19 protein-coding genes are annotated in these 17018 nt (G+C 64.3%); 13 read left to right on the top strand and 6 right to left on the bottom strand.

What is annotated here, in order from left to right:
• Together infA and XH80_RS42465 are read left to right on the top strand one after the other, a co-directional pair.
• Positions 1 to 291, top strand: a complete 291-nt coding sequence (gene infA, locus XH80_RS42470; protein WP_008546913.1) for a translation initiation factor IF-1 — start codon at positions 1 to 3, stop codon at positions 289 to 291.
• A 270-nt stretch (positions 292 to 561) separates the two neighbouring features.
• Positions 562 to 774, top strand: coding sequence for a cold-shock protein (locus XH80_RS42465; RefSeq protein WP_057759442.1), 213 nt, complete (start codon positions 562 to 564; stop codon positions 772 to 774).
• A 116-nt stretch (positions 775 to 890) separates the two neighbouring features.
• Here the strand turns inward: XH80_RS42465 and XH80_RS42460 are convergent, their stop codons facing one another.
• The 4 genes from XH80_RS42460 to XH80_RS42445 all read right to left on the bottom strand — a co-directional run bounded on the left by XH80_RS42460 (position 891) and on the right by XH80_RS42445 (position 3920).
• On the bottom strand, positions 891 to 1466 hold the full coding sequence (locus XH80_RS42460) for a TadE/TadG family type IV pilus assembly protein (RefSeq protein WP_271603765.1): 576 nt from the start codon (positions 1464 to 1466) through the stop codon (positions 891 to 893).
• 149 nt (positions 1467 to 1615) lie between these two features.
• Positions 1616 to 2194, bottom strand: coding sequence for a TadE/TadG family type IV pilus assembly protein (locus tag XH80_RS42455; protein ID WP_220002264.1), 579 nt, complete (start codon positions 2192 to 2194; stop codon positions 1616 to 1618).
• A gap of 251 nt (positions 2195 to 2445) precedes the next feature.
• Positions 2446 to 2949, bottom strand: coding sequence for a pilus assembly protein N-terminal domain-containing protein (locus tag XH80_RS42450; protein WP_057759446.1), 504 nt, complete (start codon positions 2947 to 2949; stop codon positions 2446 to 2448).
• A gap of 131 nt (positions 2950 to 3080) precedes the next feature.
• Positions 3081 to 3920 (bottom strand): sterol desaturase family protein, encoded by an 840-nt coding sequence (locus XH80_RS42445; protein ID WP_271603764.1) that lies wholly within the window; start codon positions 3918 to 3920, stop codon positions 3081 to 3083.
• A gap of 256 nt (positions 3921 to 4176) precedes the next feature.
• Here XH80_RS42445 and XH80_RS42440 point away from each other — a divergent pair, with 256 nt between their 5' ends.
• The 9 genes from XH80_RS42440 (at position 4177) to XH80_RS42400 (ending at position 13089) form a co-directional block, all read left to right on the top strand.
• Complete coding sequence (locus XH80_RS42440) at positions 4177 to 4341, top strand: Flp family type IVb pilin (RefSeq protein ID WP_057759447.1); 165 nt, start codon at positions 4177 to 4179, stop codon at positions 4339 to 4341.
• Positions 4342 to 4675: 334 nt separating this feature from the next.
• Complete coding sequence (locus tag XH80_RS42435) at positions 4676 to 5200, top strand: A24 family peptidase (RefSeq protein ID WP_057759450.1); 525 nt, start codon at positions 4676 to 4678, stop codon at positions 5198 to 5200.
• 125 nt (positions 5201 to 5325) lie between these two features.
• Positions 5326 to 6117, top strand: coding sequence for a Flp pilus assembly protein CpaB (cpaB, locus tag XH80_RS42430; RefSeq protein WP_271603763.1), 792 nt, complete (start codon positions 5326 to 5328; stop codon positions 6115 to 6117).
• Positions 6118 to 6128: 11 nt separating this feature from the next.
• Complete coding sequence (locus XH80_RS42425) at positions 6129 to 7604, top strand: type II and III secretion system protein family protein (RefSeq protein ID WP_271603762.1); 1476 nt, start codon at positions 6129 to 6131, stop codon at positions 7602 to 7604.
• A gap of 21 nt (positions 7605 to 7625) precedes the next feature.
• Positions 7626 to 8360: a CpaD family pilus assembly protein gene (locus XH80_RS42420; RefSeq protein ID WP_271603761.1), complete on the top strand. Its 735-nt coding sequence runs from the start codon at positions 7626 to 7628 to the stop codon at positions 8358 to 8360.
• Positions 8357 to 9622 carry an AAA family ATPase gene (locus XH80_RS42415; RefSeq protein ID WP_271603760.1) on the top strand — a complete coding sequence of 422 codons (1266 nt, stop codon included), beginning with the start codon at positions 8357 to 8359 and terminating at the stop codon, positions 9620 to 9622. The genes XH80_RS42420 and XH80_RS42415 overlap by 4 nt, the downstream gene beginning before the upstream one ends.
• Positions 9623 to 9643: 21 nt before the next feature.
• Positions 9644 to 11107 carry a CpaF family protein gene (locus tag XH80_RS42410; protein ID WP_083514873.1) on the top strand — a complete coding sequence of 488 codons (1464 nt, stop codon included), beginning with the start codon at positions 9644 to 9646 and terminating at the stop codon, positions 11105 to 11107.
• A 16-nt stretch (positions 11108 to 11123) separates the two neighbouring features.
• Positions 11124 to 12101 (top strand): type II secretion system F family protein, encoded by a 978-nt coding sequence (locus XH80_RS42405; protein WP_271603759.1) that lies wholly within the window; start codon positions 11124 to 11126, stop codon positions 12099 to 12101.
• 13 nt (positions 12102 to 12114) lie between these two features.
• The gene (locus tag XH80_RS42400; RefSeq protein WP_271603758.1) at positions 12115 to 13089 is read left to right on the top strand and encodes a type II secretion system F family protein; all 975 of its coding nucleotides are present in this window, start codon (positions 12115 to 12117) and stop codon (positions 13087 to 13089) included.
• 130 nt (positions 13090 to 13219) lie between these two features.
• On the opposite strand, the gene XH80_RS42395 is transcribed toward XH80_RS42400, so the two are convergent.
• Both XH80_RS42395 and XH80_RS42390 read right to left on the bottom strand, forming a co-directional pair.
• Positions 13220 to 14035 (bottom strand): tetratricopeptide repeat protein, encoded by an 816-nt coding sequence (locus tag XH80_RS42395; RefSeq protein WP_271603757.1) that lies wholly within the window; start codon positions 14033 to 14035, stop codon positions 13220 to 13222.
• Between the two features lie 232 nt (positions 14036 to 14267).
• Positions 14268 to 14471 carry a hypothetical protein gene (locus XH80_RS42390; RefSeq protein WP_057759462.1) on the bottom strand — a complete coding sequence of 68 codons (204 nt, stop codon included), beginning with the start codon at positions 14469 to 14471 and terminating at the stop codon, positions 14268 to 14270.
• A 202-nt stretch (positions 14472 to 14673) separates the two neighbouring features.
• Between XH80_RS42390 and XH80_RS42385 the strand changes: the two genes are divergently transcribed.
• Positions 14674 to 16047 carry a leucyl aminopeptidase family protein gene (locus tag XH80_RS42385; protein WP_271603756.1) on the top strand — a complete coding sequence of 458 codons (1374 nt, stop codon included), beginning with the start codon at positions 14674 to 14676 and terminating at the stop codon, positions 16045 to 16047.
• A complete protein-coding gene (locus tag XH80_RS42380) occupies positions 16040 to 16882 on the top strand; it encodes a C40 family peptidase (protein ID WP_271603755.1) in 843 nt (280 codons plus the stop codon). The genes XH80_RS42385 and XH80_RS42380 overlap by 8 nt, the downstream gene beginning before the upstream one ends.
• The last annotated feature ends 136 nt before the right edge of the window (positions 16883 to 17018 follow it).

The raw sequence follows: 17018 nt of genomic DNA, 5'->3' as shown, positions 1-17018 counted from the left end.
ATGGCTAAGGAAGAGCTGATCCAGTTCGAAGGACTGGTCACCGAAATCCTCCCCGACGCGCGGTACCGCGTCCAGCTCGACGCCGGGCACGAGATCGTCGCCTACACCGCCGGCAAGATGAAGAAGAACCGCATCAAGACGCTGGCGGGAGACCGCGTGACGGTGGAAATGTCGCCCTACGACCTCGAAAAGGGTCGGCTGATTTTCCGTCACAAGGACGAACGGCCCGCGACCGCCGGTGGACCGCCGCGCGGTGGCCCCCAACGCGGCGGCCAGTTCCGCCGCCGCTGATCGGCCCTCGCCCCGCCTGGGCGCGGAATTAAAATGCTGACCTGTATGCTGATCCGCCGCGGGCATCACGGCGGATCAAAAAATCGTGCGCGTCAGGATTGTTTTGAGGCCTTAATTCCAATAAAATGAATTAATCGATTTTCGGCCGGACGACATTAGCATCCACCGGTACAGCCGGTTCAGACACGCTGACGACCCTTCCAAAAATTCGATCTAACCTGCCTGCGCGAGCGGGCTCTACCATTGTGTATCTGAGAAGGGACTACCCCCGTGAGCATGGGAACCGTGAAGTGGTTTAACGCGACCAAGGGCTATGGCTTCATCCAGCCCGACGACGGCGGCAAGGACGTGTTCGTTCACATCAGCGCCGTCGAGCGCGCCGGCCTCGGCTCGCTGCGCGAAGGCCAGAAGGTCTCCTACGAGATCGTCGCCGATCGCCGGTCCGGCAAGTCGGCTGCCGACAATCTCCGCGACGCAGGCTGAGATCGAAAGCGCACGCCTTTGTGGGGCGCGCACCTGGATCGGCCTGAACGCACCCAACGACAGAAAAGGCCGTGCGGAATGCACGGCCTTTTTTCATGTCCGAAGAGCAGATGGGCTCAATATGTCGTGCAACTGGTCCCCGGGCTGTAATAGACGCAGGTCGACAGACGCGGGCGGGTGTAGGCGACGTCGCTCAGCGTGATCAAATTCTTGAGCACGTAGCCGACTGACGGCGTGTAGATGTAGCTGACCTCGCTGAAGATCAGGTAGGTGTTGGCGACAGCGAGCGTCGTGGGAATCGAGACAGTGGATCTCTGCGCCCGCGGGGCCGTCCCCTTGCTCCACTGCACATGCGCCGTCTGCGTCGAATCCACGTAAAGTTCGGTGATCGTCGCCGACACGGGCGTCGCGTCATAAGGCGTCATGATTGCGGTCGAGGCCGCGAAGAAATTGGTCATGTCGGTATCGGCGACAGTGGTCGACTGCGAAGTGAGGTCCGCCAGCGTCCGCGCCATCAGCGTCACTTTGCGATCGATCGCGATGGCTGACGAGAATTCGACGGTGCCGAACATCATCACCAGCATCAGCGGAACGATCACCGCGAATTCGGTCGCGGCAAGACCTCTGCCGTCGGCAAGGAATTCGGACGCCGAAAAACCGGCCGCCCGCCATAATCTTGCAATCGCCTGCATCGCCGTACCCGATCCGTTGTCCTAAAGCGCGATGAGATTGGGTTGAATCGTCATCGCGCTTTAGCTCTTGGTTTGAGCATGATCTCCGCGCAAACGCGTTCCGCTGATGTCGCGAGGGAAAACCGCTTCACACTTCTCCGGATCATGCTTTAGTAGGGCTCGTTCTTGAACGCGGCAGTTGCCACCAGCAGCCGCTTGTTCGTGCTGCCGCAGCCGATGTTGTAGCCGAGCCCGGTCACGAACAGCGGCCACTGATAGAACAGCCGGACCACCACGATGTCGCCGGCATTGCCGGCGTTGTAGTTCATGTTGGTGTCGAAATTGCACGCCCCATCGAGATGCGTCGGCAGCGTTACCGCCGAGAAGGACGAGTAGCTCGTGACGTCGACATACAGGCTGTTGCAGTTGAACAGCGCCGGAATCTGGCTACAGACGTAAGTCTTGAACGTCGCCTGCGTGCAAGGCGAAGCGACGCCGCTCACCGCGCAGGCCGCCACCGACCCCGACTGCGCCTGACCTGTCAGCACCACGCGGGCGGAATTCTGCGTGATGGTCTCGAGCACCTGGCCTGAGAAGAACACCAGCGCCGTCTCGATGATGGCAAACAGCAGCGCGAAGAAGATCGGCGCAACCAGCGCGAACTCGACCGCCGCCGATCCACCGCGATTCCCGCGAAACCGTCGCAGCGCGGACCGGAACGTCAATCTCGAAGCTACAGGCGATGGCATCGCGTTGAGTTCCCCGGCGGCAGCGATCATGTGCTCGATCAATATCGGAAACTGATTGTCCAAATGTTTCCGACACTCGATTCGGGCCGGGCGGGGTTGTTAGCAATGGGTTAACCACGCCGGCAGTGCGAAGGCCGGAGAACAGAAACTACGTCGCCCGCGACCGCGTGCGGGACCGGATGGTCCCGCCTGGCCTGCCGGCCGATCGTGCCGGTCCGTCTTGTCAGTCGGTCTTTGTCAGTTCGTCTTTATCAGTTGGTCTTGGCAGCCGCGGCCGCAGAGGCGTTGCCGCTGGCATTGCTGCTCAGCGAGCCGGCCTGGCTCATCGTGGTGTTGAAGTATTGGTCGCTGTCGCCGAGCGTGACGCGGCGCTGGCAGAGCGGCATGCAGCTGTAGGATTCCCGCTCGATCCCGCGATAGACGGTGACGAGCCGGTCGCTTGGGCCTTCGACCTGGATCTGCCGATCGACCAGGATCTCACCGCCGCGATCGAGCGCGATGAAGTTGGTGGCGCCGTAACCCTTGCCGGTCACGACGATCATGCCGCCGGGCTGGAGCGTCACGTCGGCGATCAGGGGATTGCCGACCACGATGGTGGCGACCTTGCCGGGCAAGCGCACCAGCTTGGCCTGGTCGACATTGACGGCAATGGTATCAACGGTAGGCTCGGCAAGGCCGATCGCCGGCGATGCCAGCATCGCAGCCGCAGCCAGGAGACAGACGCGCGCATGGCGGCGCAGAAACTCTTTACGCATACTCTTACCCCGGGACGTCACAGACCGGCAGAATCGATCGGAAGCGGAGCCGGCGCCCGACCCGGTTAACCTGCCTGTAATTCGTGAACGTTCCGCAAATTCGCCGACTATTGTTCTAACGGACTTGCGTTTTATCGCCCGGCCTGGTGGCGGAACGGATAGGCGAGCTGGCCGGCAATCTCCTTCGGCATGGTCGCTTCGTCCTTGCCATAGTCCTGCGGCAGCTCGCCCTTCGGCATGCGGAAGGTGCCGAACAGCACATCCCAGATCGGGAAAGTGCCGGCAAAATTGGTGTCACCGCCCTCTTCGAGCGCCGTGTGGTGCCAGCGGTGGAACACCGGCGTCGCCAGCACATACCGGAACGGCCCGAAGGTCCAGTTCAGATTGGCGTGCACGAACGCCGAATGGAAGGTCGTGAACGGGCCAACCCAGATCATCACGTTCGGCGATATGCCGGCCATCAGCAGCACGACGTCGACGCCGATCGTTCCGAGCACCAGATTCACCGGATGAAAGCGCGCCGCTGAAATCCAGCTGATCTCCTCTGAGGAGTGATGGATCGCATGGTATTTCCAGAACCCGCCGCCGTGAAACAGCCGGTGCAGCCAGTACAGCATGAAGTCGGACGCTACCAGGAACAGCACGCCCTGCAGCCAGAGCGGCAATTGCGACAGCGGGCCGTGGCCATTGTCGTAGAAGGCGATCAGCTCGTCCGCGTCGTGGATGTTGAAGACGATGCCGGCGGTGACGATCAGCAGTCCGATCCGCATGGTGCGGGCAAACACCGGAACGAAGAACCAGTAGCAGATGTCGGTCACGATCTCGCGCTTGCGCCACCACGCCGGACCTGGATTGCAAGCCCAGAAATGCTCGAGCACCGTGAAGACCACCGCGAGCATGAAGGTAACGGGGATCACCTTCGCGATGGTCTCGCCGAGCATCAGGGCGACTTGCATGGGCAGGCTCGACATCATCGCGTCTCTTCCAGGCTGCTGATCCACACACGCCTACGCCGCGAAATTTAAGGTTGGGTGAAGTTGACGCAGAGTTCAGAACCGGAACGAATCACGACGGGCGCCTTAAGGCGAAATTCACTCTGGCCAAAAGCACCGCGCACGCGGCGGGTTTGAGCGATTGAATTAACCCCGCCGAAAGAGCTCGGCTCACATGGTCGGCGCGTCAAGACAGCGCCGAACGAGGCGACCTCACCCAGACGGAGTTTAGTTCATGAAGAACCTGATTGCGCGTTTCGTGAAGGATGAATCCGGCGCCACCGCCATCGAATACGGTCTGATCGCCGCCGGCATCGCGCTGGCCATCATCACTGTCGTTAACAACCTCGGCAGCACGCTGAACACCAAGTTCGGCTCGATCAGCACCTCGCTGAAGTAAGCCGAGCGACGAAAACGGCAAAAGCCCCGGACCTCCGGGGCCTTTGTTTTCATGACACGGCGAGTTCCAGTGGCGTTGCGTAAGCACAGAACCGATGTCGCAATGGCGGCGACCGAGGCGGACACGGCGCGCGGCGACGCATCGGCCTATTGGGTTTGCCTTGCGCTGCTGCTCGCAATGATCACGCTGGCGATGCGCATCGCCAGCATGTGGTGAGACCGCCGGCGACGTCGTTCCTAAGCTGCGGCGGCCGTTGTCGGTTTGTTTAACACTGCCTTCTAGCATGCGCCGGCGCCCCGTTTCCGCGACAGACCCAGGCCTCCAGACGCAGCCCATGACACTCGACCTCGCGCGCCTTCTGCTGTTCCCGGCCCTGATGGCGTTCGCGGCCGCCAGCGATCTTTTCACGATGACGATCTCCAACCGCGTGTCGCTGACGCTGGTCGCGGGTTTCTTCGTGCTCGCCTTGGCCGGTGGTATGGCACCTTACGAGATGCTGAGCCATGTCGGTGCCGGCGCGCTACTGCTCGTCGTGGCCTTCACCTGCTTTGCGATGGGCTGGATGGGCGGGGGCGATGCCAAGGTTGCCGCGTCCGTGGCGCTCTGGTTCGGCTTCGCCCAATTGATGGACTTCCTGCTCTACGCCTCGCTGTTCGGCGGAGCGCTGACGCTGCTGCTGCTGCAGTTCCGACAATGGCCACTCCCTTACGGACTTGCCGGCCAGGCCTGGCTCGCACGGCTTCACGACAAGCAGACCGGCATTCCCTACGGCATCGCACTCGCGCTTGGCGCACTGTTGGTCTACCCCGAAACCGAATGGGTGAAGGCGATCGACCTCGCTCACCTCGCACTGCGCTGAACGCCGCGATAACCCGGCGTTAAGGCGATTTAGATACGCCTCATTAACCATGCTTTGACGAATAGCTGGTCAACTGCCGATTACGGCGGCGGCAGCGTCGCGGCGTTTTGTGGAAAGTGAAGCGTATGAATAGGGCACGCATAGTCGTCCTGACGGTCGCCATCTGCGCCGGCGGCATCGCTGCGTACCTGGCGAGCGGCTCGGACTCTGCGCCGCCTCCAGCGGCTCCGGTCGCGCAGCTTCCCACCACCGACGTCCTGGTCGCCAAGAACGACATCGGCCTCGGACAGACCCTGAAGCCGGACGACGTGCAGTGGCAGACCTGGCCGACGGCGACCGCCAGCGCCACTTTCATTCGCCGCAACGAGCGCCCGGACGGCGCGACCCAGGTTACGGGCTCGATCGCCCGTGCCCCTTTCATCCAGGGTGAACCGATCCGCGACCAGAAGCTGGTCAAGGCCGATGGTTCCGGCTTCATGGCCGCGATCCTGCCGAGCGGCAAGCGGGCCATCTCGACCGAAATCACGCCGGAGACGGGTGCCGGCGGCTTTATCCTGCCCAACGATCGCGTTGACGTTCTGCTCACGCGCCGCCTCAAGAATCCGGACCCGAGCGGACAGGATATCGTCACATCCGAGATCCTCCTGACCAATGTCCGCGTGCTGGCCATCGACCAGGCGCCGAAGGAGAAAGAGGGCCAGAACGCTGTGGTCGGCAAGACCGTCACCCTGGAGCTCGATTCCGCGCAGACCAAAGTGCTGTCTTCAGCCCGCCAGGCCGGAACGCTGTCGTTGGCGCTGCGCAGCATTGCCGACGTCAAGACGACCGAGATCACGCTCGATGAATCCGCGCAGCAGCGCGACGGCGTTTCGATCATTCGCTACGGCATTCAAAGTCAGGGTGCGAGAGCACGATGAGGACAGTCGATATGAGATGCAGGGCAGATCTGGCGACGATGCGGACCTCCGTGGTCCGCGCCCTGTCGTTCTCGGCCGCCCTCGCGCTGACGCTTAACCCCGCGCTGACGCCGGTGATTGCGGCCGACTATCGTCCGGCGGCGCCGGTCGCGGCCGATGGTCAGATGAACGCGCGCTTCCTTTCGCTCGGCGTCGGCAAGTCGATCGTGATCGACCTGCCACGCGACATCAAGGACGTGCTCGTCGCCGATCCCAAGATTGCCAATGCGGTGGTCCGCTCGTCCCAGCGCGCCTACATCATCGGCGCCTCGGTCGGCCAGACCAACATCGTGTTCTTCGATTCCGCCGGCCAGCAGATCGCCGCCTATGACATCGCAGTCAAGCGCGACCTCAATGGCGTGCGCGCGGCGCTGAAGCAGATCTTGCCCAATTCCGACATCCAGATCGACGGCCTCGGGGAGGGCGTCGTCCTGAGCGGCACCGCGGCCAACCCGGTCGAAGCGCAGCAGGCCAACGATCTCGCCGCACGTCTCGCTGGCGGCACCGAGAAGGTGCTGAACTCGATCGTGGTCCGCGGCCGCGACCAGGTCATGCTGAAGGTGACCGTCGCGGAAGTCGCGCGAAACATCGTCAAGCAGCTCGGCATCGATCTCACCGCGAACCTCAACTACGGCACCTCGGTGGTGAGCTTCACCAACTCGAACCCGTTCACCGCGCTTGGCCACAATCTCGTGGACGGCAACAGCCTGAGCGCGAAGTTCGGCGGAGGCCCCTCTGTGCAGGCCACCCTGCGCGCCATGGAAACCGCAGGCGTGATCCGCACGCTGGCCGAGCCGAATCTGACCGCGATCTCCGGTGAATCGGCGACGTTTATCGCCGGCGGCGAATTCCCGGTGCCCGCGGGCTATGCTTGCGATCCTACCACGCATGTCTGTACCACCCAGATCAGCTTCAAGAAGTTCGGCATCTCGCTCAATTTCACCCCCGTGGTGCTGACCGAGGGCAAGATCAGCCTGCGGGTGATGACCGAGGTGTCTGAACTCTCCAACGACAACGCGATCACGCTGTCGCAGGCCGTCACCACGAGCTCGGTGAACTCGGTGACCGTCCCCTCGATCAGGACCCGCCGCGCCGAGACCTCGCTCGAGATTCCCTCCGGCGGCGCAATGGCAATGGCCGGTCTGATTCAGCAGCAGACCAAGCAGGCGGTCAGCGGATTGCCGGGCCTGATGCAGCTGCCTATTCTCGGCACGCTGTTCCGCAGCCGCGACTTCGTCAACAGCGCGACCGAACTGGTCGTGATCGTGACGCCCTACATCGTGCGCGCAACGTCGCCAAAGGACCTCTCGCGTCCGGACGACGGCTTCTCGGCGCCGGCCGATCCGCAGGCCGAACTGATCGGCAACATCAACCGCCTTTATGGCGTTCCGGGGCGGACCGAACCGGCCAAGAACTACCGCGGCACTTACGGCTTCATCACCGACTGAGGCGGAACGGGGACTTAAGTCATGATTAAAGCACGACCCCAGATCCGCCACCGCGCCGCCGGCCTCGGCGGCGTGCTCGTCGGTATCGCGCTCGCACTCGGCGGCTGCCAGCACGACGAGGTGGCGACGGCTTCCATTCCCGACGACTACAAGCAACGTCACCCGATCGCGATCGAGGAGCAGAACCGCTCGATCGTGGTGTTCGTCGGTCACGCCCGCGGCGGCTTGACCGCAGCCCAGCGCGCCGACGTGATGGGACTGGCGTCGACCTGGACGCATGAGGGTACCGGCGCGATTCACATCGACGTGCCCACGGGAACGCCCAATGCACGTCCGGTTGCGGAATCCATGCGAGAGATTCAGGCGATGCTGGCGGCCGGGGGCGTCCCCCCGCGCGGCATCGTCGCCCGCCCCTACCGGCCGGAAGACAAGCGCTTCCTGCCGCCGATCCGACTGACCTATTCGAAGATCGCAGCGGTCGCGGGCCCATGCGGCCTGTGGCCGGAGGACATCGGCCCCTCGATGAAGAACAAGGGCTGGTTCGAGAACAAGGACTATTACAATTTCGGCTGCGCCTATCAGCGCAACATGGCGGCCATGGTCGACAATCCGTCGGACCTCGAGCAGCCGCGGCCTGAAACTCCTGTTTACACCATACGACGCACCGCCGCCTTCGAGAAATACCGCAAGGGGTTGCCGACAGCGACCACCTATCCCGAGGCCGAAAAGGCCAAACTCAGCGACACCGGCAAATGATCAACTACGCGCGCCAGACTCAGGAAGAGCAGCCGGAGATCCCGCCGCCGGTCGAAGAGCATATTGCGCCCGCGCCGCGCGTCTCCGTCCAGGCCTTCTGCGACACCGTGGAGACCGCTGCAGCCGTGCAATCGGCCGGCGAGGATCGCCGCCTCGGCAAGGCCCATCTGAAGATCCAGATGGGCGGCATGATGGCTGCAATCGAAGCTTACCGCTCGGCGCCGACGCCGAACGTGATCGTGCTCGAGAGCGACGCCCGCAACGATCTGTTGGCCGGGCTGGACCAACTCGCCGCCGTCTGCGACGCGGGTACCCGCGTCGTCGTGATCGGCCGTATCAACGACGTCATGCTCTATCGCGAGCTGGTGCGCCGCGGCGTCAGTGACTACGTGCTCGCGCCGGTCGGTGCGATCGACGTCGTGCGCTCGATCTGCAATCTGTTCTCGGCACCGGAAGCCAAGGCGGTCGGCCGCATCATCGCCGTGGTCGGCGCCAAAGGCGGCGTCGGTGCCTCCACCATTTCCCACAACGTCGCCTGGGCCATTGCACGGGACCTTGCGATGGACGCCGTGGTCGCCGATCTCGACCTCGCTTTCGGCACGGCCGGGCTCGACTATAACCAGGATCCGCCCCAGGGCATCGCGGACGCCGTGTTCTCGCCCGATCGCGTCGATACCGCCTTCATCGATCGCCTGCTGTCGAAATGCACGGACCATCTCAGCCTGCTGGCGGCGCCGGCGACGCTCGACCGGGTCTATGATTTCGGCACCGACGCTTTCGACGCCGTATTCGACACGCTGCGCTCGACCATGCCCTGCATCGTGCTGGACATCCCGCATCAATGGTCGGGCTGGACCAAGCGCGCCCTCATCGGCGCCGATGACATCCTGATCGTGGCGGCGCCGGATCTCGCCAATCTGCGCAATACCAAGAACCTGTTCGATCTCCTGAAGGCCGCCCGTCCCAACGACCGCCCGCCGCTGTACTGCCTCAACCAGGTCGGCGTTCCCAAGCGGCCGGAGATCGCCGCGACCGAATTCGCCAAGGCGATCGAGAGCCAGCCGGTGGTCTCGATTCCGTTCGAGCCGCAGATCTTCGGCGCGGCGGCCAACAACGGCCAGATGATCGCGGAGATCTCCGCGAACCATAAGTCTATCGAGATGTTCCTCCAGATCGCCCAGCGCCTGACCGGCCGGAGCGAGACGAAGAAACAAAAGTCGTCCTTGCTTTCACCGCTGATTGACAAGTTGCGGGGAAAATAAGCCGCCGCATGGAGTTGTTAAGTGTTCGGTAAGCGTAGCGGAACAGACACCGACTTTCGGGCTCCAAAGCCCGGCGCCGTGTCGCCAGAGCCTGCCTCGGCTCCGGCGCCGACGGTGTCGCGCGCGCCGCCCCCGCCGGTGGTCGCGTCCCCGCCGCTCGCGCCGTCCCGGCCCCCGCCGGTCATGGAAACCCGCCGCTCGGACAATTATTACGAGGTCAAGGCGACCATCTTCGGCGCGCTGATCGAGGCCATCGACCTCGCCCAGCTCGCCAAGCTCGATTCCGAATCGGCGCGCGAGGAAATCCGCGACATCGTCAACGAGATCATCGCGATCAAGAACATCGTGATGTCGATCGCCGAGCAGGAAGAGCTGCTCGACGACATCTGCAACGACGTGCTCGGCTACGGCCCGCTCGAGCCGCTGCTCGCCCGCGATGACATCGCCGATATCATGGTGAACGGCGCCGGCACGGTCTTCATCGAAGTCAGCGGCAAGATCCAGCGGACCGGTATCCGCTTCCGCGACAACCAGCAGCTCCTCAACATCTGCCAGCGCATCGTCAGCCAGGTCGGCCGGCGCGTCGACGAATCCTCGCCGATCTGCGACGCGCGTCTCGCCGACGGCTCGCGCGTCAACGCCATCGTCCCGCCGCTCGCGATCGACGGCCCCGCGCTCACCATTCGTAAGTTCAAGAAGGACAAGCTGACGCTGGATCAGCTGGTCAGATTCGGCGCGATCTCGCCTGAGGGCGCCGAGATTCTCCAGATCATCGGACGCGTCCGCTGCAACGTGCTGATCTCGGGCGGTACCGGCTCGGGCAAGACCACCCTGCTCAACTGTCTCACCAACTACATCGAGCACGACGAGCGCGTCATCACCTGCGAGGACGCCGCCGAGCTTCAGCTCCAGCAGCCCCACGTGGTGCGGCTCGAAACCCGCCCGCCCAACATCGAGGGCGAAGGCCAGGTCACCATGCGCGAGCTGGTGCGAAACTGCCTGCGTATGCGCCCCGAACGCATCATCGTCGGCGAAGTCCGCGGCCCGGAGGCCTTCGACCTCCTCCAGGCCATGAACACCGGCCACGACGGCTCGATGGGGACGCTGCACGCCAACAATCCCCGTGAAGCGCTGTCACGCTGCGAATCCATGATCACGATGGGCGGCTTTTCGCTGCCCTCGCGAACGATCCGCGAGATGATCTGCGCCTCGATCGACGTCATCGTCCAGGCTGCGCGTCTGCGCGACGGCTCGCGCCGCATCACCCATATCACCGAGGTGATGGGCATGGAAGGCGACACCATCATCACCCAGGACATCTTCCTCTACGACCTGATCGGCGAGGATGCCAACGGCAAGATCATCGGCCAGCATCGCTCGACCGGCATTGGCCGCCCGAAATTCTGGGAACGCGCCCGCTATTACGGCGAAGAGAAACGCCTTGCCGCCGCGCTCGACGCCGCGGAAAAGAAACCGAACACGTGAGCAGGCCGGCGCAGCCATGAACACTCAGGTCCTCGCCCTCGCCTTCCTCGCCACCGCCGCTGTCGGCGGCATCGCCTGGGTCTTCGTCTATCCGATGCTGTCGGGCGAGCGGAAGGCCGAGAGCCGCCGTGCCTCGATCGCACGCGCCGAGGCGCCGACCGCCCGCCAGGCCGAGAAGACCCAGCGCTCGCGCCGCGAGCAGGTCGAGAGCTCGCTCAAGGATCTCGAGGCCAGGCGCACGCAGGAGAAGAGCGTCCCGCTCAACATCCGCCTGTCGCAGGCGGGGCTCGACTGGACCACGCAGAAATTCTGGATCGTGTCCGCGGTCGTGGCGGGCGTGTTTTTCCTCGGCACATTGTTTGGTGGCGGCGGCCTGCTCGGCGCGGCAGGTCTTGCCTTTGCCGGCGGCTTCGGCCTGCCGCGCTGGGCCCTGGGCTTCCTGAAGAAGCGTCGCGAGAACAAGTTCCTTGCAGCGCTGCCCGACGCCGTCGACGTCATCGTCCGCGGCATCAAGGCCGGCCTGCCGCTGTTCGAATCGATCAAGGTCGTCGCGGCCGACGCGCCGGAGCCGCTGCGCAGCGAATTCCTGGCCATCATCGAGACGCAGGCGATCGGCATGCCGCTCGGCGAGGCCTGCTCGCGCCTCTATGAGCGCATGCCGCTGCCCGAGGCCAACTTCTTCGGCATCGTGGTGTCGATCCAGCAGAAATCGGGCGGCAACCTCTCCGAGGCGCTGGGCAACCTCTCCAAGGTGCTGCGCGACCGCAAGAAGATGAAGGAGAAGATCCAGGCGATGTCGATGGAAGCCAAGGCCTCGGCCGGCATCATCGGCTCGCTGCCGCCGATCGTGATGTTCCTCGTCTATCTCACGACCCCCGGCTACATCTCCCTGCTGTGGACCCATCCCACCGGCCAGCTGATGCTGGTCGGCTGCGTCGTCTGGATGTCGATCGGCATCATGGTGATGAAGAAGATGATCAACTTCGATTTCTGATTGATGGTGCCGCATGGTCGAGTTCCTCGTTACGAAACTGCATGACGCCCACTTCATGACCATGCTGCTGGCAGCCATCGCTGCCAGCGCCACCGTGTACACGCTAGTGATGCCGATGTTCGCCGGCGAGGGCCTCTCCAAGCGCATGAAGGCGGTGGCGAGCGAACGCGAGCGCATCCGGCAGCGCGAGCGCGAGCGCCTCAACAAGAGCGAAAAGGTCTCGCTCCGCCAGACCCCCAAGCAGCTCGTCTCGAAGGTGGTCGAGGACTTCAATCTCACCAAATGGCTGGCGCAGGAGGCTGCGCGGGACAAGCTGATCATGGCCGGCTATCGCGGCCATGCGCCTTACATCACGTTCCTGTTCGCCCGCCTGGTCGCCCCGATCGTGCTGTTCATCGGCTCGGTCGTCTACGTCTTCCTGATCGCCCATATGGACCGTCCGATGCCGATCAAGATCGGCATCTGCGTCGGCGCGGCCTATCTCGGTCTGCAGGCGCCGATGCTGTTCCTGAAGAACGCGATCTCCAAGCGCCAGCTCTCGATCAAGCGCGCCTTTCCCGATGCGCTCGACCTGCTGCTGATCTGCATCGAATCCGGCATGTCGGTGGAAATGGCGTTCCGCAAGGTCGCAACGGAGATCGTCGGCCAGTCGATCGCGCTGTCGGAGGAATTCACCCTGACCACCGCCGAGCTGTCCTATTTGCAGGACCGCAAGGTCGCTTACGAAAACCTGGCGAAGCGCACCGGGCTCGAAGGCGTCAAGTCGGTCTGTCTGGCGCTTCAGCAGGCGGAACGCTACGGCACCCCGCTCGGGCAATCCCTGCGCGTCATGGCGCAGGAAAACCGCGACATGCGCATGAACGAGGCCGAGAAGAAGGCCGCCGCGCTGCCGCCGAAGCTGACGGTGCCGATGATCCTGTTCTTCCTGCCGGTGCTGTTCGTCGTCATTCTCGGACCGACCGGCATCAAGATCTCCGAGCTGCACTGACGCGCGATCCAAAGCCGCGAAAACAACCCCATGCACAGTAGCCGGCCGGCGCCGGCTCGGCGTGATGTGGATCGCGGCAAACGTCCGAATGATCGGATGAAATTCACGCCATCGCGCCAAAGGCGGCGGATCAGTCGGGCTGGCTGAGGGAAGCGACCGGGGTGCGCTTCGGCGCGCCGCGCGGACCGTCGTTGCGGCTCAGCATCTCCTTCAGATAGGCGACATTGGCCGCCGCTTGGTCGGGCGCCAGGTCCGCCTTCACGATGGTCTCGGCTTCCGCGAAGCGGCCCTGGAGGCCGACCACCAGGCCGAGATTCTGCCGCACCCGCGGGCCCGCGCGCGGCGACGCATAGGCCTGCCGCAGCGCCTCTTCCGCCTTGGGCAGGTCCCTCGTCAGCATGTAGGACAGGCCGAGATTGGAGAGCACGCCGGGATCATCAGGCGCGATCTTCAGCGCGCTGGCATAATAGCCGCGCGCCTCGTTGTGGCGGCCCATCTGGTCGAGGCAGGTGCCCTGCACCGACAGCAGGCGCCAGTCCGGATTGTCGGGCGAATGCGCCTTCGACAGCACGTCGAAGGCCTGCTGGAAATTACCGGTGTCGGAGAGCGCGCGACCGTATTGGGCCAGCAGCGCCTTGTTGCCGGGATTGGCGATGGTCGCCTGTTCGAGCACGGCCGCGGCCTGGGCGCGCTGGCCGTTGGCGCGCAGGGCCTGGCCATAGGCCAGCGCCGTATCGGCATCCTTGGGATTGGCCCGATAGCGCTCGCCATAGACCTCGACGGCGCGCGCCGGATCGGCCGGCGCAGCCGCCTCCGCCTTCGGCCCGATCGAGCCGGTGACGTCCGAGAGCTTGGACATTGCCGTGCAGCCGCCGAGGCTCGCGGCCACCAGCGCGATCAGCGAGGCGGACGCAAGAAGCCGGCCAGGACGGAACCGTTGACTCATGACGCTTTGACTCTCGAGCGGATTGATCGAGCCGAACGCGCCAGCAATAGACGGTTAACCCTAATGGCCGGTTAACGCGGGCCCATGCTGCCCTGCAGCGGCGCAGATCTGTCGAGGAACGAGCTCGGCCAGGGCGTGGGACGTCGCGAGGTGCCCTGCGGCAGCGCACGCATCAACGACAGTTCTCGACGAAGACACGCGCGCCGCCCGCGGATCGTTTCGAGGGGCTCGATCAATATTCGATGGCGAGACGCTTGCGGATTTCATCAATGCGTCTGTCGAGCGCGTCGAACCGCGCGTGGATCGAACGATCATGGAGATAGAAGACATAACCGCCGGCGAGGAATGCGAAGACCCAATGGTGATGCTCGACATAGCCAAAGATGGCCTCGATGGCCTGGCCAATGAACGTGATCCCGCTCCACACGAATTCCATTGCAATTCCTCCCGGCACGCATTGTCGCCGGTCACGGGCGTTCTCTGCACCCCTGATGACCTGCTTGGCGACCACTGCCGGAACCTAGCATGGGTCTTGCTCTGCGAGTAGCGCCTCGCCGACGGTGAGCGCAATGCCGATTGCGGCCACCGCAAAACTCTGCGAAATCTGCTTCCCACCCGAACGACCTCCGAGCCCGCCAATGCCTTCCATCTTCGCGACGTCCTCGACCGCCACCCCGATCATGTTCGTCACCAAGTCGAGCTGGGACGCCGTGCGCGAGACGCTGCCGCCGGCGCAGCGCCAGTTCGCCGCTGCGAGCGCCTTCGCCGCCAAGCCGGGCAGCTATCTCGCGCTGCCCGCGCCTGACGGCGCGATCGCGCAGGTGCTGTTCGGCCTTGAGGACGACGGCGCCAAGTCGCGCGATCTGTTCCGGCCCGGCGCCCTGCCCGGCCTGCTGCCGGCCGGCACCTATCGCTTTGCCAATGCACCGCACGATGCACGATTGGCGGCGCTGGCCTTCGCGCTGGGGTGTTATCGCTTCGCTCGCTACCGCAGCGACGAGAGACCCGACGTCCGCCTGGTGCCGCCCGATGGCGTCGACGCCGCCGAGATCGATCGTATGGCTGATGCCGCGATGCTGGCGCGCGACCTCATCAACACACCGTCCAACGACATGGGGCCGGAGCAACTGGCCGCCGCCGCGCAAGCCCTCGCGACCGAATACGGCGCGAGCTACGCCTGCACCATCGGCGAGGAACTGGAGAGCAACTTTCCGCTGATCCATGCGGTCGGCATGGCCTCCAGCCGCGCACCACGGCTGATCGATATCGGCTGGGGCGACCCTGATCATCCCAAGGTGACGCTGGTCGGCAAGGGCGTCTGCTTCGACACCGGCGGGCTCGATTTGAAGCCGTCGAGCGGCATGTTGATCATGAAGAAGGACATGGGCGGCGCCGCCAACGTGCTGGCGCTGGCGCGCATGGTGATGGACGCCAAACTGAAGGTGCGCCTGCGCGTGCTGATCCCGGCCGTGGAGAATGCGGTTTCCGGCAATGCCTTCCGCCCGCTCGACATCTTCACCTCGCGCAAGGGCATCACGGTCGAGATCGGCAACACCGACGCGGAAGGACGGCTGGTGCTGGCCGACGCGCTGGCGCTGGCCGACGAGGAAAAGCCCGAGCTGCTGATTGATCTGGGCACGCTGACGGGCGCTGCGCGCGTTGCGCTGGGGCCGGATTTACCGCCCTTTTACACCAATGATGAGACGCTGGCCGCCGACGTCGCGCGCTGCGCGGCGCAGGAGAACGATCCCTTGTGGCGCATGCCGCTGTGGCCACCTTACGATGCCTGGCTGGACTCCAAGACCGCTACCATCACCAACGCGCCGTCAGGCGGCTTTGCCGGCTCGATCACCTGCGCGCTGTTTTTGCAGCGCTTCGTCGAGCATGCCGGAAGCTGGTTGCATGTGGATATTTTCGGCTGGACGCCGTCGGCCAAGCCGGCGCGGCCCGAAGGCGGTGAATGCCAGGCCGCCCGCGCCATCTACAAGATGCTGAGCGAGCGCTATGCATGATATCAGGCTGACACCGGCGCGCGGCGACCTCGCCGCGAAATATCTCGAGGGCAAGGTGCAGGCCGATCGCTTCGTCACGGGCGAGGAGTTCGAGGTCATCGCGCCGATCGCGCCGGTTCGCGAGCAACCGTCCTCGAACGCGATGCTGATGACGGAAGCGCTGCGCGGCGAGCGCGTCACGGTCTACGATCGCAACGGCGAGGGCTGGGCCTGGGGCCAGCTCGGCAGCGATGGCTATGTCGGCTGGCTGCCGGATGCGGCACTGGCGAAGCCGGCGGCGGCGCCGACGCACAAGGTGACCGCGCTGCGCACGCTCGCCTTCCCCGGCCCCTCGATCAAATTGCCGCCGGCAGATTCGCTGGTGCAGGGGTCGCAGCTCACGGTCACGCGCGAGGACGGCCCTTTCGCCGTTACACGCGAGGGCACGTTCGTGCCGAAGACCCATCTTTCGCCGCTCGACCATCGCGAGGGCGATTTCGTCGCGGTCGCCGAACGCTTCGTCGGCACGCCCTATCTCTGGGGCGGCAAAAGCAGTTTTGGTATCGATTGCTCGGGGCTGGTGCAAGTGTCACTGACGGCCGCAGGCATCGGCTGCCCGCGCGACAGCGACATGCAGCAGACGGGCCTCGGCCGCGCGCTGGAGCCGCATGAGCAGAGCAGCTTGCTGCGCGGCGATCTGATCTTCTGGAAAGGCCACGTCGCCATCGTGCGCGACGGCAGCACCATGCTTCACGCCAACGCGCATCACATGGCGACGGTGATCGAGCCAATCGCACCGGCGATTGAGCGGATCAAGGCGGCCGGCAGCGAGGTCGTGGCGATCAAGCGGCTGTAACGTCACCTCGTAGGGTGGGTTAGGCAAGCAGATGCGCGGAAGCGCATCTGGTTGGCGTAACCCACCTCTTCAGCTTCGGCAGATAAAGGAGTGGCGGGTTACGGCTTCGCCTAACCCACCCTACACACTAAATTCA

Source organism: Bradyrhizobium sp. CCBAU 45384 (genome assembly GCF_028128665.1).
In the GTDB taxonomy this organism is placed as follows: domain Bacteria; phylum Pseudomonadota; class Alphaproteobacteria; order Rhizobiales; family Xanthobacteraceae; genus Bradyrhizobium; species Bradyrhizobium manausense.
The sequence above is the reverse complement of the archived record's forward strand: the minus strand, read 5'-3'. Positions and strand labels throughout refer to the sequence as shown.